Source organism: Chitinophaga skermanii, assembly GCF_003259335.1.
Lineage (GTDB): Bacteria > Bacteroidota > Bacteroidia > Chitinophagales > Chitinophagaceae > Chitinophaga > Chitinophaga skermanii.
This window is the reverse complement of record NZ_QLLL01000002.1, coordinates 713,283-727,866: the sequence shown is the minus strand read 5'-3', so window position 1 is coordinate 727,866 and position 14,584 is coordinate 713,283. Positions and strand designations below refer to the sequence as shown.

The following is a 14,584-nucleotide window of genomic DNA, read 5'->3' as shown; positions in this document are numbered from 1 at the left end:
TCCTATGTAGTATGATACAATGATTCTTCTTCATGAACAAAGCAGCCGCCACTAGGTTAAATATGCTCCAAAAAGCATTCGAGCTCATCTATGTGAAAGGTTTTCAAACCACGAGCATCGATGATATCCTAGCCACTACCCAGGTTACAAAGGGGGCTTTTTATTATCACTTCAAAAATAAAGATGAGTATTGCCATCATCAACGAATTGCTAAAGCCCACCTTTAAAAACGGTTTTATCGAAACCACCCTTACCAAGGGTTTATCGCAATTACATATCCTCAAGGAGAAAGGATTTAAACACGTTTACAACGGTGGTACATGGACTGACCTGCAGGAAAGTTTGGGTTTGAAATAATTTACGGCGTAGTTTTGTTATACAATTCTTTACCCGCAAAAATTGAAATCATGCCTTGGAACCCAGAAGTATATAATCAATTCAAAGATGTACGTTTTAAACCATTCTTCGACTTAGCCTCACTAATTCAAGCAGAAGAAAACATGCAAGCAATTGATATCGGTTGTGGCACGGGTGAACAAACCGCTATTCTAACGGAACAGTTGCCGAATGCCTATTTCACAGGCGTAGATTCTTCACCTGAAATGTTGCAGAAATCGGCGACTTTGGAGAACGATCGATTACATTTTGAACTGGGTACCACAGAAGATCTAATAGCTAGCGGGAAGCGTTGGGATTTGATCTTTAGTAATGCTGCATTACAATGGTCCGACGATCATACTACATTGTTCCCCAATTTGCTGCACCTCCTCAATAAAGGCGCACAGTTCGCCGTGCAAATGCCTGTACAAAACGAGAATATCCTCAATAAATTACTCTTAGAACTGGTGAATGAAGAACCATTCCGTGGTTATCTTAATGGATGGCAGCGTATTTCACCCGTGTTGTCGATGGATGCTTATGCACAAATGATGTTCGAACATGGATTAGAGCAAATGCAAATCATGACCAAGGTATATCCCATTATCGCCAACGATCATGATACACTCTATAACTTCATTTCGGGCTCGGCATTGGTACCCTATATGGAAAGGTTGAATACAGCACAGCAAGAAGAGTTTACAAAGGTGTATAAAGCCCGTATTGCCGCTTATTTTACAAAGTTGCCGGCGATTTATGCGTTCAAAAGGGTTTTGTTATATGGACGGAAAGCCTGACGTTCCCAACAAAGTAATTTGACAGCCACAGCAAAGTCGCCCTAAAACCTTGTTACTAGCTTTGTATCACAAAACTTAATAATCATGATACAAACTAACTACAATGGCGCCTTGCAACACCCTTTGGGCTCAGGCTTTTCAGCATCCAGTACTACATGGGATGTTATCCAAAACATTCAACTACATAATACACTAGCGATTGTTACAGGTGGTAATGCCGGTATTGGCTTGGAAACCGTGAAAACGTTGGTGTCGGCCGGTGCGCATGTAATTGTAGCGGCCCGGGATACAGAGAAGGCAAAGAGAAACTTGGCAGATGTTCCGAATGTAGAATTTGCGGCATTGGATTTAATGGAACCGGCTTCTGTAGATGCTTTTGCAGCACATTTCCTCGCGTCGAATAGGCCATTACATTTGCTCATTAACAATGCTGGGATTATGTGGGTACCATTACGAAAGAATTCGAAAGGTATCGAATCACAACTCGCCACCAATTACCTCGGTGCATTTCAACTCACCGCCCGCTTATTCCCCGCTTTAAAGGCTGCTAACGGAGCAAGGGTGGTGAATGTATCTTCTTATGGCCACCAAATGGCAGATATCGATTTTAACGACCTTAACTTCGAACAGCGCGATTACTTTACGCTTACAGGCTATGGCCAATCAAAAACCGCTTTAAACCTATTCACTGTCGAACTCGACCGCCGCGCGCAGGCTTCTAACGTGCGTGCTTATGTTTTGCATCCTGGTTCAGTACTAGGTACCGAGCTTGGCCGGGAAGAGCCTATCGACTTATTCATCCAAATGGGCACACACGATACAAACGGGGTGATTAAGCCCGAAGTGGCTGCCCGCCTCAAAACACTCGACCAAGGTGCTGCTACTACGGTTTGGTGCGCCACAAGCCCCCTATTGAATCATATTGGTGGGGTGTATTGTGAAGATGCTGATGTGGCGGAATTGGATTTAGGACAAATTGAACATAAGTTTGATGAGCCTGCTACGATTCGCGGGGTGCAGCCATATTCTTTGAACGAAAATAGTGCTAAACGCCTATGGGAATGGAGTGAACGTGTATTGGGTTTTCAATTCGTATCTTTATAACAATGGAACACGTTTCGAAATATCTCACGCAGGAAATTAAGTTGTCTTGCTACGAAGACAAGCTTTTCAAATCGGATTTGATGTTCGACGACCATATGCTCGTGTGGTTTATTTCCGGGAGAACGAAGATTATTCAGCCTGGTGCAACGTTCCATTTCAAAGCTGGCGATATATTCCTCATTCCCCGGAATCTACTGGCTACAGTCATTAATTACCCCAGCGATGGCCTACCTCATAAAACGGTAGTCATGCACTTATCAGTAGAGCGTTTGAAACAATTCTACCAACATATCGAGCTGAGGGTAAAATTGCGGCCGGAACGTAAGATCTATCACTTCCATCAACATCCTTTATTAGAAAGCTGCCTGGCATCGGTAGTACCTTATTTTGATGTTGCTGGTACTTTCCCGGCCAACATTGCATCGTTGAAGATTACGGAAGCGATTAGCATTTTGCGGGAAATTGACCCCAGTATCGATCACCTGTTGGCCAATTTTGATGAACCCGGTAAAGTGGATTTGATTGATTTCATGGAGAAGAACTATATGTTTAATATGCCTATGGAGAAATTCGGATACCTAACCGGTCGTAGCTTATCAACCTTCAACCGCGACTTCAAGAAAACCTTTCAAACCACGCCGCAACGATGGATCATGGAAAGAAGATTGGAGCTTGCACATTACTACTTGGCCGAAAAGCAGCAAAAGCCTACGGATGTATTCATGGAAGTGGGTTTTGAAGACCTGTCACACTTCTCATTTGCCTTTAAAAAGAAATTTGGGTACGCCCCCACAAAACTACATTCCGCATAATTTTTATTATCTTCAAACGCAATACCCACGGCCGCATGCAGAGGGCTGGAAAAAATATATTGGCAGGGAAATAAACGTTGCGAAAAAAAATGTCGTTTTAGTACAAAGTTTCCATTAAAAGCATTTGTTAAACTACGTGGAATGGACATTCAATTCTTCAAACCATTAAACAAGACACTGAAGCGTTACATATCGGGCTACTACTTTCTCACGGAAAGCGACCCTGCTGTACAAACTAATTACTTAACCTTCCCCCGGAATGAAAGCATTTTGTCGGTTTCGTTACATGGAAAACTATCGCAAGTAGATGGTAAGGAAGTGTATGAATACGATGAGGCACGCGGTGTAATGTCGACTTTAATTTGCCATTACTACCGCCCGTTACATATCGAATGCCGGGGAAGAATTAATGAAGCCACGATATACTTTAAACCGTTGGGCTTGAACGCTTTCTTAGAGCATGATTTAGCCGACTATACCGGCCCACATTTTACAACATTTGAGCCTTACCCAGGCTATCTCCAAGCAATGGAAGAAGTGTTGCAGGAAAAAGATGTGCATCGTAAAATTGAGCTATTGGAACGTTACTGGTTATCGAAATTAAAATCCTTTTACCATCCTTTTTTAGGTAAGATGGTGGATGATCTTTCTTCTAGTGATGAACAAGTGAGTGTGGCATGGTTGGTAGAAAAGTATAAAATGAGCCGTAAAACGATCAATAAACATTTTGATATACATATTGGCAAGTCGCCTTCTGAGTTCCGAAAAATCCACCGTTTCCGCGAAGCATTGGGTAAGCGCTTACAAGGTAAGCAGCATGAAAGGTTAACACATTTGTCGTACGATCTAAACTTCTTCGACCAATCGCACTTTATTAAAGACTTTAAACAACTAACAGGTAAAACGCCGAAAGCCTTCTTTCAGCAAATATCATTTGACCCGGCAGGGGAGGTAAGTTGGTTATATTTATAAAAATGGTAACATTTTTACTATTTTTATCATGTTAGGGGTTCTACCTTTGCACCACCTTAATTGTTTTGTAACCTCTGCCAACTCTACATTTGGCCGGTAGTTATTACAAATCCGGCAGTAGCAAAGGTTTTTCTACGTAAGATCATGTGAATGTTATTGTCATAATTTTTCCCCAAAGGTTTTATTGATACAATAGAATTTTACGTGTTTCGTTTTGTAGGAAATGAAACGGTTGCCCATAGCAGCTTAGTTAAATAATAGCAATAATGAATTGCCATCCTTTTACATGATAACGATGTAGAGGATGGCAATTTTTTTGTAGAAAAGCGCTGTTAGGTGAAGTGGTAACGCTATGAAGAAATGACGTTGTTCTTTTGTGATAAAAAATGAATGCGAGGCAAGGTGTGATATTGAAAGCTTATCGGCGGAAGGAGAAGCGAGTGATCAAACCTGTAGATATGCATGATTCGAATTCATTTTTACCATGGGCATTTACCCATGGGCAGGGCAAATGTAAATGCCCCGGTGGACGAAAAATTGTAAAAATGTTTCGCAACCTAAAATATATATATGTCTTATTGTGAATTTGTTACCCGTGTTTTAGACGGCACATGTTTTCAGCAAAGGTTTGTAAGCTGCCAACATAACAATGAGCACCCCGGTAGAAACGCCTAAAATATCCCGGAGATTTTTTAAGGCCCGGGCCGAGAGCTTATATGCACCCTTCACAGAAATATTTAATACATCTGCGATTTGTTCATAATCCAACTCTTCGAAATACCGTAAGTAGATCATTTCCTTCTGCCTAGGATTGAGCTGGTTAAGGGCTTGCAGTAATTTTTGCTGTTGTGCTTGGTCTTGCTCGCGGTTAATAAGGTTTTGTTCGGAAGAAGAGGAGAAGTGTGCTATGAAGTCATGCTCGTCTTGGTCTAAGGAAACCACGGTAACATTCCTTCTTGGGCGGAGGCGGTTATACAAGGTGCCCCGTAAAGAAACAAATAAATAGGGGCGTACATCTACAGTTGTACTTAAGTTATCGCGGTTGGTCCACAGCTTAATAAATAATTCTTGCAATACATCTTTTACAACATCTTCCTCGGGATGTAAGCGCATGGCATACTCGTACAAGCGGTCGAAATACCGATCATAAATCGTAGCAAATGCATTTGAATCTCCCCCTAAAAGATGCGCCCAGAGTGTACTGTCGGGCGTAGATGAACTGTCCATGTAACCAACTTCTACGGTTTAAAATTACAAAAAAAAGTAGAGTCGCACCCTTATACCTGTTTTTGCATAAGGATTTTTAAATATAAAATCTTTCTTAAGTTATAACCTAATGTTAACAACCAGATTAAAAATATATCAAAAATATTTTTAAAAAAAGTCAAAAAAAGTGGGGTGTTTTGCAAATTCCTTGTGTTCTATATATGCACGGGGGAGAAAAATGGTTACTTCCTATGACGGCAGATTGTGGATATAATGGAACTATTGTAATTGGAAAGGAACTATCAACTATACACAAAAGACGATTTCTTAGAAGATGCGAACTTCTTAGCGTGGGTGCGTGATGCGAAACCTGCCGATAATGCTTTTTGGGAGCAATGGCAGCAGCAATCGCCACCTAACCTAGCGGCTATGCAACAAGCCCGCGAACTTTTGTTATGCATTTACCAATTAGAACGTATTCCTGTACCCTCCGCTGTTAAGTCGGCTACTTGGGATAACATCCAACAAGCATTACAACAACAATTGGTATATAACGATATGCCACGCATCAACAGCCGTAAGCGCTGGTGGTATGCTGCTGCCGTTATCGCACCTCTATTGGCTGTAGGCACTTGGTTCCTCCTAAAACCGGCTAAAGAACAACGTTTTGCTACCGAGTATGGTAAGCAATTACTGGTAACATTGCCCGATTCCACCACCGTATTGCTTAATTCGTATTCCGAACTAACCTACGGCGAATGGAATAGCGATAACCGCGAAGTGTACTTGAAAGGGGAAGCACTTTTCTGCGTGAAGCCTGGCTACAACTATGCTGCTGCTCCCTTTACGGTGCATGCCGGCAACTTACGTGTAGAAGTACTAGGTACCATCTTCAACGTTAAAAACCGTCGCAACCTCACCGAAGTATTCCTAGAATCGGGGAAAGTGCGTGTAACTGGGAAGGATAAACAGCCCGTTATCCTCGCCCCTAATGAAATGGCGCGTTACAATACAGAGAACCTCGTACTCGTAAAAGTGCCTACCGATAAGAATGTAGCACTCGCTTGGCGCGACCAAAAAATGCAACTCAAACAAACCACCGTTAAAAATATAATTGAGACGTTGCACGACATGTACGGTTTTACCGTCGTTTTGCAAGACTCATCCATTGCCGACAGAACCATCGATGGAACATTATCGCTTAAAAACGTGAACAACGTATTGTTTGAATTATCTACAATACTAAATGTAACCATCCGCAGAAACAACGACACACTGGTCTTTATGAACAATGGCCAGGTAGGGTATTAACGAGTATTTTAAAACCAAGATCAATGAGGAATTGCACAAGGCAAAGCCTAAGGGGCTTACTGTACCTATGCGTACTGCTTTTCACCTGTTCATTTGCTAGCGCTCAAAAGAAAAGCGCGGGTAAAGCAGTGCCTTTAAAAGAAGCACTCGACCAGGTAAGTAAAGTTTATGGCACTACTTTTATGTATGAAGGCGTGCTCATCGCCAACAAAACAACGGCAGTGGATGTAAATGCAGTTAAAACAAAACCTGTAGAGGACGTTTTAAAGAGCATTTTATATCCAAACGATTTACTGTTTTTGTATGTAGACAAAAATCATTACACGATTGTTGCACGTAAGAAGAATGAAGTTGTAAACAGTACCCTCACTTCTCCTAATGCGGCATCAGAAACCAACCAACAAGAAAATACCCGTACAATCCGTGGTGTTGTGTACGATGAAAGTCGTAACGCATTACCAGGTGTAGTTATCCAAGTAGAAGGCGGTAAAGCTTTTGCTACTACGAATAACATGGGTACTTATACGATTACTGTTCCTGCAACCACTACTGCGCTTGTATTTAACTACACAGGTATGGAACGCACACGTGTTTTATTAGGAGAATCGGATATGATGACGATTACTATGAAAAGCCGTTTGTTAAATGAAGTAGTTGTTACTGGTTACCAAACTTTAACGAAAGAACGTGTGACTGGTGCTTTCTCTACTGTAACGTCTAAAGACTTAGAAAAGCGTCGTGTATCGAGCTTAGCACAAGTATTGGAAGGTAACTTACCTGGTGTTACATCGTACAAAGGAGATATCAATGTACGTGGTATTAGTTCATTCAACGCTACTAAAACACCTTTGTATGTAATTGATGGTTTCCCGGTAGAAAACTCTTACTATAACTTGAACGGTACATTCGTAGATGCTATTCCGAATATTAACCCGGAAGACATTGAGAATATCACGGTATTGAAAGATGCAGCAGCTGCTTCCATATATGGTGCTAGAGCTGCAAACGGTGTAATCGTTATCACTACGAAGAAAGCGAAAGTGGGTAAAACTCAAATCTCTTTCAGTGCAGATTATGCTGTTACACCTAAATACGACCTCGACTATTTAAAAAGGACCAACTCTAGCGAATACATCGATGTATTAACTAGCTGGTACGATAATAATACTTTGATCAAAGCTAACCCGGCTGGTGCAATTGCTACTTACCGTGAAGGTGCGATCGTAAACCCTGCAATGGATCTTTTATTCCAAGTAGGCGAAGGTAAAATTACACGCGAACAAGCTGATCAACAATTAAATGTAATGCGTGGCCAGAACGTGTATAATGACCAAATTATGGATCGTTTAATGCGTCCTAAGCAAAACCAACAGTTCAACTTATCTATTGGTAATGCTACGGCGTATAACAACTTTATGTTCTCTGCTACTTTCAGAAACGACCAAGCGTATAGCACAAACGATAATGCTAAGTCATTGAACTTAAATATCCGTAATGCTGTAACCGTTAACAAATGGTTGAAAGCAGAAGTTGGCGCGTTCATGAGCTACCAAGATGAGAAATCGCCTGGTCCTGATGGTGTTAGTGCAACGGATTATATTAACGCGCAATTGCCATTCGAATCGATCATCGATGAAAATGGTAACATGGGTAACTTACGTTGGAACCGTTCCTTGAACGATCGTACGAACTACCCTAAATATGGTTTGTTCGATTTGTATAGAAATCCTGAAAAGGAAATGTCATACAACTTAGCAACTATTAGAGGTTTGCAAACACGTATGTATGGTAAAATTAATGCTCGTATCACTTCTTGGTTAACGGCCGAGTCGATGTTCCAATACGAGCGTAATAACAGTAAAGGTGAACAATTGGTAAATGTAGAGTCGTATGCGATGCGTCATCTATTGAACTCATTTACTTCTTTGAACCCTACTACGGGTGCTGTTGTATGGAATTTGCCAGTCGGTAATAGCTTCCGTACTAACAATAACCAAACACGCGGTTATACCTTCCGTAACCAATTGAACGTAAATAAAAACTTCAATAATAAACACGAACTCACCGGTATTTTAGGTTTTGAAGCTAGAGAGGTGAAAACAAACCGTGATTATTCAGCGGTATTTGGTTATGATCCATTAACCATGTCATACATGCCTATTAACACGCAAACTTTATCGCAAGGTATAGTTGGTTTGAACGGCGTACGTGGTTCAATTGGAGCTGGTACCATGACTTCCTTCAGTGAAAGAATTAACCGTTTCATTTCATATTATGGTAACGCTGGTTACACTTACAACGATAAATACATGTTAAGTGGTAGTATGCGTTTCGATTTATCAAACTTATTCGGTACAAATCCAAGCTACCAATACCGTCCTTTATGGTCAGTTGGTGCCGGTTGGATGTTGAGTAAGGAAGACTTTATGAAAGATATCGAGTGGTTGGATATGTTGAAAGTGCGTGCTTCTTACGGTGTGAACGGTAACGTAGCTAAGAACGCAGCTCCTTATTTGGTAGCTAGCTATGGTGTAAATGGATTGACTGGTAACATGGGTGGTTCAATTGGCAGCCCAGCTAACCCGAACTTACGCTGGGAAAGAACAGCTACATCTAACATCGGTTTCGATTTTGCAACCTTGCGCAATAGGTTGAGTGGTTCTGTGGAGTTTTATGATAAGAAAAGTGACGACTTGTTAGCTTATATGTCTGTGAACCCTGCACTTGGTTTCAATACAGCTTACACGAATAATGGTGCTATGAGAAACAAGGGTATTGAATTAAGTATTCGTGGACAGGTAGTAAGAACGAAAGATTTCACATGGGATATCGTATTGAACAGTTCTTACAATAAGAACACTGTTACACGTATCGATAACCCAGCTAAAGCAGCCTCTGAGTTAGTTAATAACGTGAACAAAACAATTGTTGTAGGCGATCCTTACAATGCATTATATGGTTATTATTATGCAGGTTTGACCGACAAAGGTGAACCACAAATCATTGGATTAGATGGTAAACCAACTACAGCGAATGTAACAGCACCAGGTGTTGCACATTACATGGGTACTTATACGCCGGTATATAGTGGTGCAATCATCAACAACCTTAGCTATAAAGGTTTAACCTTCTCTATGATGTTGGTATACAATGCGGGCCATGTTATGCGTACAGAAGTACCATACTTAAATGGTTCATTCCCAACAGGTACATTCTTAAAAGGTATCAACAATGCATGGGCTAAACCGGGTGATGAATTAACAACAAATATTCCAAGACTGGTATGGGACTTTGATAAAACAGGTAACAACTGGAGAAACGGTTATTGGTTGTATAGTGATTACGCGATTGCAGATGCATCTTATATTAAAGCAAGAAACATCAGCTTAACATACAACTTACCGAAGAAATGGGTGAATAAACTCAAGGCAAATGATGTACGTGTAAGATTCCAAGCAGATAACTTATTCTACATTCCATTTAATGGTCAAGGTATTGATCCAGAGTCTACAGGTTATTCTGGTTCTGGTAGAACATTACCATTAATGCCAACTTATAACTTCGGTTTGAACTTAACACTTTAATCACTACGGAAAAGGACATTATTATGAAAAAATTACTTCAATGGGTGTTATGTGGTGCTGTGATGTTGAGTGCCACAAGTTGTAAAAAGTACTTAGAAATCATTCCGCGCGGACAAAAAATTCCGCAGACTTTGGCTGATTTCAAAGCTTTAATGGAACATAAAGATGCACATACGGTTGATTATTCGAACCAAGTGTACGTTTCGAACGAATTTAAATTCATGTTGAGCACGCAAGCGTCTAATACGATTGCGAACATTAATTACAATTGGCAAGAAGATAAAGACCGTGTTTCCTTTTTACAAACCGACTATGGTTACACGAGTGCATATAAAGGTATCTTCATCAATAACGTGGTAATTAACCACATGCATGAAGCTACGACAGGTACTGCAGAAGAGAAAGCTGCTGTGGTTGCCCAAGCAAAAACCAATCGTGCCATGATGTACTTCTACTTGGTGAATTCATATGCTAAAACATATGATGCAGCAACAGCTGCAACCGATCCAGGGGTACTCATCAATACAAAAGATGAAATGGAACAAACATTGAAGCAAGCTACGGTTAAGGAAGTGTACGAATTTATGATCAAAGATCTAAATGAGGCTATTCCGAATTTACCAGAAGTAGCTTCTTCTCCTTTCATTCCTGGTAAAGGCACTGCCTATGCATTATTAGCGCGCATTAACATGTTTATGCGTAATTATACCGATGCAAAAGGCTTTGCTGATAAGGCGTTAGCAAGTAATAATACATTATACGATTGGGTGAAATTGTATTATGATAACAAGAAAGTGGCAGACAGTACTGCCCCTTCTATAAACGTTGGGAAATTCGAGTTCACAAATACAGAGAATTACACTTTCAATTATGGTGGGTCTATTGCTCAATTGCAAGGTTTCTATATCAGTTTCTTGCAAGAAGCGGACAGCAGTTACTATGATGCAGGTGATGCGCGTTTCAAAATCAACTTTGCTAAACGTAAAGTAGGAGCAGAAACTATCTGGTCGTACCGCAGAATGGATGATCCGAACGTTGGTGGTATTCGCACGCCTGAAATGTATTACATCAAAGCTGAATGTTTAGCCCGCGAAGGTAAGCCTGCAGATGCTATGTTAGAACTAGATAAAGTACGTAGAAAACGTATCATCACCGAGTTCTTTACACCATCAACAGCTACTACAGAGGCACAAGCAATTGCTAATATTCGACGCGAATTGCGTAATGAATACCGTGGTACAGGTTTGCCATACTTAGACTACCGTCGTTTTAACGTAGACCCAGTGTACAAAGCTACGCTTACAAAGAACGAGTACGGAACTATTTATTCAATTACACCCGAATCACATATCTGGATTATACCATTCTCACAAGTAGCTATAAACTACAGTGAAGGCCAATTGACCCAGAATTCGAAATAATCGTTTCTATAATCAAGCCAACTATTGAGAAATATAGAGGATGCCTGGTATTGGGCATCCTCTTTCGCGTTTATGGCTAGTCGTTTGTAATGCAATTAGTATCGCCAATCATCGGGATATTTTCTTTGCGCATTTGTTGCATACCCCAATCGCGCAGATGTTCTATAAAAGGCACCAGCTCTTGGCCTACTGTTGTTAACCTATATTCTACCTTCGGTGGCACCTCGTGGTATACCTCGCGGTGAATAAGGCCATCTTCTTCCAACTCGCGGAGTGTTTGGGTCAGCATTTTCGGGGTAATATCTACAATGGAACGGCGGAGTTCGCCGTAGCGAAGTACTTGGTGATTATGCAAGTACCAGAGTAGCCGCCCTTTGTACTTGCCACCTATTCTTCTAAAAGCATAATCTACCGCGCAAATGGGTTGTACATCTTGAATTTTCGCTTGCATACTAATTTTTTCTCCTTGGTTATCAATAATAGTATCCTTTTGGTACGTAGGATACAAATAAGTACCTACTTGTTATAAAGATAGTACAGGGATAGCTTTGCGAGAAATTAAAGTAGCTATGGAAAGAAGAGCACTATTAAAAGGCTTGGCTTTATTGGGTGTAGGCACGATTCCTTTTGCGAATAGTTGGTCTAGAGCAGTGGGAAGGAAGATGATAACAGCACCCACAAGGCCCTATCACAAATTCAAACTTGGCGACCTATCATTAACCATTATTACAGATGGTTACATCCGTTTAGCCCCCATTCAACCTAATTTCCCGAATGGCAGCGAGCGGGCAGAGCATGCGTTATTGGAACAATCGTTCCGGTCTACGAAAGCAATGGATTTGAGTATGAATATCCTCCTTATCCAAAAAGGCAAGGAGTTCATACTAATCGATACAGGTACAGGTGGCAGTTTTGGCGAAGCCTCGGGTTGGATGTTACAGTCGATGGCCGATGCAGGTATTCAAAAGGAAGCGGTTACTCAAATTATCATTTCCCATGCACATCCCGATCATATTGGCGGGTTGGTGAAAGATGGACAATTAGTGTTCCCCAATGCGCAAGTACACCTATCGAGGATCGAGCATGCGTTTTGGATGGCGGCAGAACAGGATTTCTCCAAGTCCAAGTTCCAAGACAAGAAATTGCTTAAAACGTTCACGCAGAACACGCAGCAGGTTATTCGCACCTTGGGTAACCGCTTACACCTCTTCGAAAATGGTACCCAACTGTGGGATTGTGTTCAGCTAGAAATCGCACCCGGCCATACCCCGGGTCATACCATCACGCATATTTTCTCGGCAAACGAGCGTATAGTTCACCTTGCCGATTTAATCCATTCCGATATTCTATCTGTACAACACCCAGAATGGGGCTTTAACGGCGATACCGACCTCGAATTGGCTACTCGTACCCGCCGAGCAGTTTTAGCGAAGCTTACGGCCTCTAAAACGCCAATTTTCGCTTACCATTTACCTTGGCCCGGTACCGGGCATGTTCGCAGTAAGGGTACTACCTTCGAATGGGTACCCGAAGTATTTGCCTACCCAGTTAGCTAGTTTCATGCGCCAATTAAAAGGTATTACTAGGTGAATAATAGGTAAAATACTATCTACATACGATCCCAATACGATGTAATTACATGGAATCACATGGAAATCACATGGAATTACTTTGAAATTACATGAAAACTACTTTGTACATAGCTGAAAATTACCTACTCAGTACAGGCTCGTATAAGTCTTTTAAAGGGAAGTCAAAGTCTTTCAAAGGCAAGTCCAAGTCTTTCAAAGGGTCGTTAAAGGCTTTTCAAAGGCATTTCAAAGGCTCGTTAAAGGGAAGTCAAAGGGAAGTCAAAGGCTTTGTACATTTCAAGCGCGGAAAAATCACAGGGAATGACTTTTAGAACAAAGTTTCAAGATACGGGGAACAATATGCCTTTTACTAAACTTTGGATGCAGGAAATACGGATTAATGCCGCGAAGGGCGATTTGCGTTTATTGCAAAGGGCATTCAATGCATAGGAAAGATAACAAAAAAGGGCCTTTTTATAGGGCCCTTTTCGATTTATTTAAAACCATATTTTTTCATCACTGCGTAATCTTGCTGGATACAATCCAATGGGCTGATACCTTGGTAAGATTCTTGTTCGATGACAAAATACTTAGTGCCACCCGATTTCTTACCAATTTCGATGATCTCCTTAATAGGAATGATACCTTTACCGAGTACTGTACTTTCATAACCACCACCGTGGCCACCCATTTCGCCTTTACCTGCTGTTTTAATCTCGTCTTTTACGTGCATTAATTCGAAGCGGTTAGGGTACTTTTTGATGATATCCAAGGCAATGCCACCGGCGTGGTACATGTTACCAATGTCGAGTTGTTGGGCTACTAAAGTAGGATCGGTATTTTGAAGGATGAGGTCGAATACTTTTTGGCCGTTCAACTGTTGACTAAATTCAAAGTCGTGGTTATGGTAACCGAACTTCATGCCTGATTTTTTACAGAGTTCGCCGCTTTTGTTGAATACTTCCATGTAGCGGAGGAAATCGTCGATGTTTTGGCGAAGGCTTTCGTCGAGCCATGGGCTGATAACGAATTTCTGGCCTAATACAGCGGCGTCTTCCACGGTGTATTTCCAAGCATCTGTAAAGTCTTTTTTATCGGCATCCCAGTGTTGTTTGCCCATTACAGTATGGCCGCTAGGCATAGAAAGACCAAGGTCGGCTAATACTTTTTTGAACTCTTGGGCGGTCCAGCCATAGAATTTACGGTTAATGTAGTTGGCATGTTCTACATTCTTGTAGCCCATTTCCGCTACTTTTTTCAAAGTGCCGAGTGGATCTTGTTTCATATCGGCGCGAACGGAATACAATTGAATGCTTAATACATCTTTAGCCTTTGCCATAGCCGATAAGGAACGTGGCATGAGGGCGGTGCCTGCGAGAGCCAAAGAGCCGCTGAGCAAGAAATTTCTCCTGGATATTTGCATAGTGT

13 protein-coding genes are annotated in these 14,584 nt (G+C 41.3%); 10 read left to right on the top strand and 3 right to left on the bottom strand.

All coding sequences use genetic code 11. The features are described from left to right. The first annotated feature begins 32 nt into the window (after nt 1-32). The 6 genes from LX64_RS26475 (at nt 33) to LX64_RS07095 (ending at nt 4,063) form a co-directional block, all read left to right on the top strand. Nucleotides 33-227 carry a helix-turn-helix domain-containing protein gene (locus LX64_RS26475; RefSeq protein WP_394337178.1) on the top strand — a complete coding sequence of 65 codons (195 nt, stop codon included), beginning with the start codon at nt 33-35 and terminating at the stop codon, nt 225-227. Then, complete coding sequence (locus LX64_RS26170) at nt 184-357, top strand: hypothetical protein (protein ID WP_211324757.1); 174 nt, start codon at nt 184-186, stop codon at nt 355-357. The genes LX64_RS26475 and LX64_RS26170 overlap by 44 nt, the downstream gene beginning before the upstream one ends. Before the next feature lie 50 nt (nt 358-407). Next, the gene (locus LX64_RS07110) at nt 408-1,175 is read left to right on the top strand and encodes a methyltransferase domain-containing protein (protein WP_111596909.1); all 768 of its coding nucleotides are present in this window, start codon (nt 408-410) and stop codon (nt 1,173-1,175) included. 84 nt (nt 1,176-1,259) lie between these two features. Continuing rightward, nucleotides 1,260-2,279 (top strand): SDR family NAD(P)-dependent oxidoreductase, encoded by a 1,020-nt coding sequence (locus tag LX64_RS07105; protein WP_111596908.1) that lies wholly within the window; start codon nt 1,260-1,262, stop codon nt 2,277-2,279. A 2-nt stretch (nt 2,280-2,281) separates the two neighbouring features. Beyond that, nucleotides 2,282-3,091: an AraC family transcriptional regulator gene (locus LX64_RS07100; protein WP_111596907.1), complete on the top strand. Its 810-nt coding sequence runs from the start codon at nt 2,282-2,284 to the stop codon at nt 3,089-3,091. A gap of 141 nt (nt 3,092-3,232) precedes the next feature. Next, a complete protein-coding gene (locus tag LX64_RS07095; RefSeq protein ID WP_111596906.1) occupies nt 3,233-4,063 on the top strand; it encodes an AraC family transcriptional regulator in 831 nt (276 codons plus the stop codon). A 600-nt stretch (nt 4,064-4,663) separates the two neighbouring features. Here the strand turns inward: LX64_RS07095 and LX64_RS07085 are convergent. Beyond that, nucleotides 4,664-5,290 carry an RNA polymerase sigma factor gene (locus LX64_RS07085; protein WP_111596904.1) on the bottom strand — a complete coding sequence of 209 codons (627 nt, stop codon included), beginning with the start codon at nt 5,288-5,290 and terminating at the stop codon, nt 4,664-4,666. Between the two features lie 267 nt (nt 5,291-5,557). Between LX64_RS07085 and LX64_RS07080 the strand changes: the two genes are divergently transcribed. Genes LX64_RS07080 through LX64_RS07070 form a run of 3 tightly spaced genes read left to right on the top strand, consistent with a single transcriptional unit; the run spans nt 5,558 to nt 11,585 of the window. Then, nucleotides 5,558-6,580, top strand: coding sequence for a FecR family protein (locus LX64_RS07080; RefSeq protein ID WP_111596903.1), 1,023 nt, complete (start codon nt 5,558-5,560; stop codon nt 6,578-6,580). 23 nt (nt 6,581-6,603) lie between these two features. Continuing rightward, nucleotides 6,604-10,164, top strand: a complete 3,561-nt coding sequence (locus LX64_RS07075; RefSeq protein WP_111596902.1) for a SusC/RagA family TonB-linked outer membrane protein — start codon at nt 6,604-6,606, stop codon at nt 10,162-10,164. Nucleotides 10,165-10,187: 23 nt separating this feature from the next. Further along, a complete protein-coding gene (locus tag LX64_RS07070) occupies nt 10,188-11,585 on the top strand; it encodes a RagB/SusD family nutrient uptake outer membrane protein (protein ID WP_111596901.1) in 1,398 nt (465 codons plus the stop codon). A 76-nt stretch (nt 11,586-11,661) separates the two neighbouring features. On the opposite strand, the gene LX64_RS07065 is transcribed toward LX64_RS07070, so the two are convergent. Further along, complete coding sequence (locus LX64_RS07065) at nt 11,662-12,036, bottom strand: winged helix-turn-helix transcriptional regulator (protein WP_111597064.1); 375 nt, start codon at nt 12,034-12,036, stop codon at nt 11,662-11,664. A gap of 118 nt (nt 12,037-12,154) precedes the next feature. Here LX64_RS07065 and LX64_RS07060 point away from each other — a divergent pair, with 118 nt between their 5' ends. Continuing rightward, on the top strand, nt 12,155-13,141 hold the full coding sequence (locus LX64_RS07060) for an MBL fold metallo-hydrolase (protein WP_111596900.1): 987 nt from the start codon (nt 12,155-12,157) through the stop codon (nt 13,139-13,141). Between the two features lie 508 nt (nt 13,142-13,649). On the opposite strand, the gene LX64_RS07050 is transcribed toward LX64_RS07060, so the two are convergent. Next, entirely contained in the window at nt 13,650-14,579 is a 930-nt protein-coding gene (locus LX64_RS07050) for a sugar phosphate isomerase/epimerase family protein (RefSeq protein WP_111596898.1), read from the bottom strand. Between the last annotated feature and the right edge of the window lie 5 nt (nt 14,580-14,584).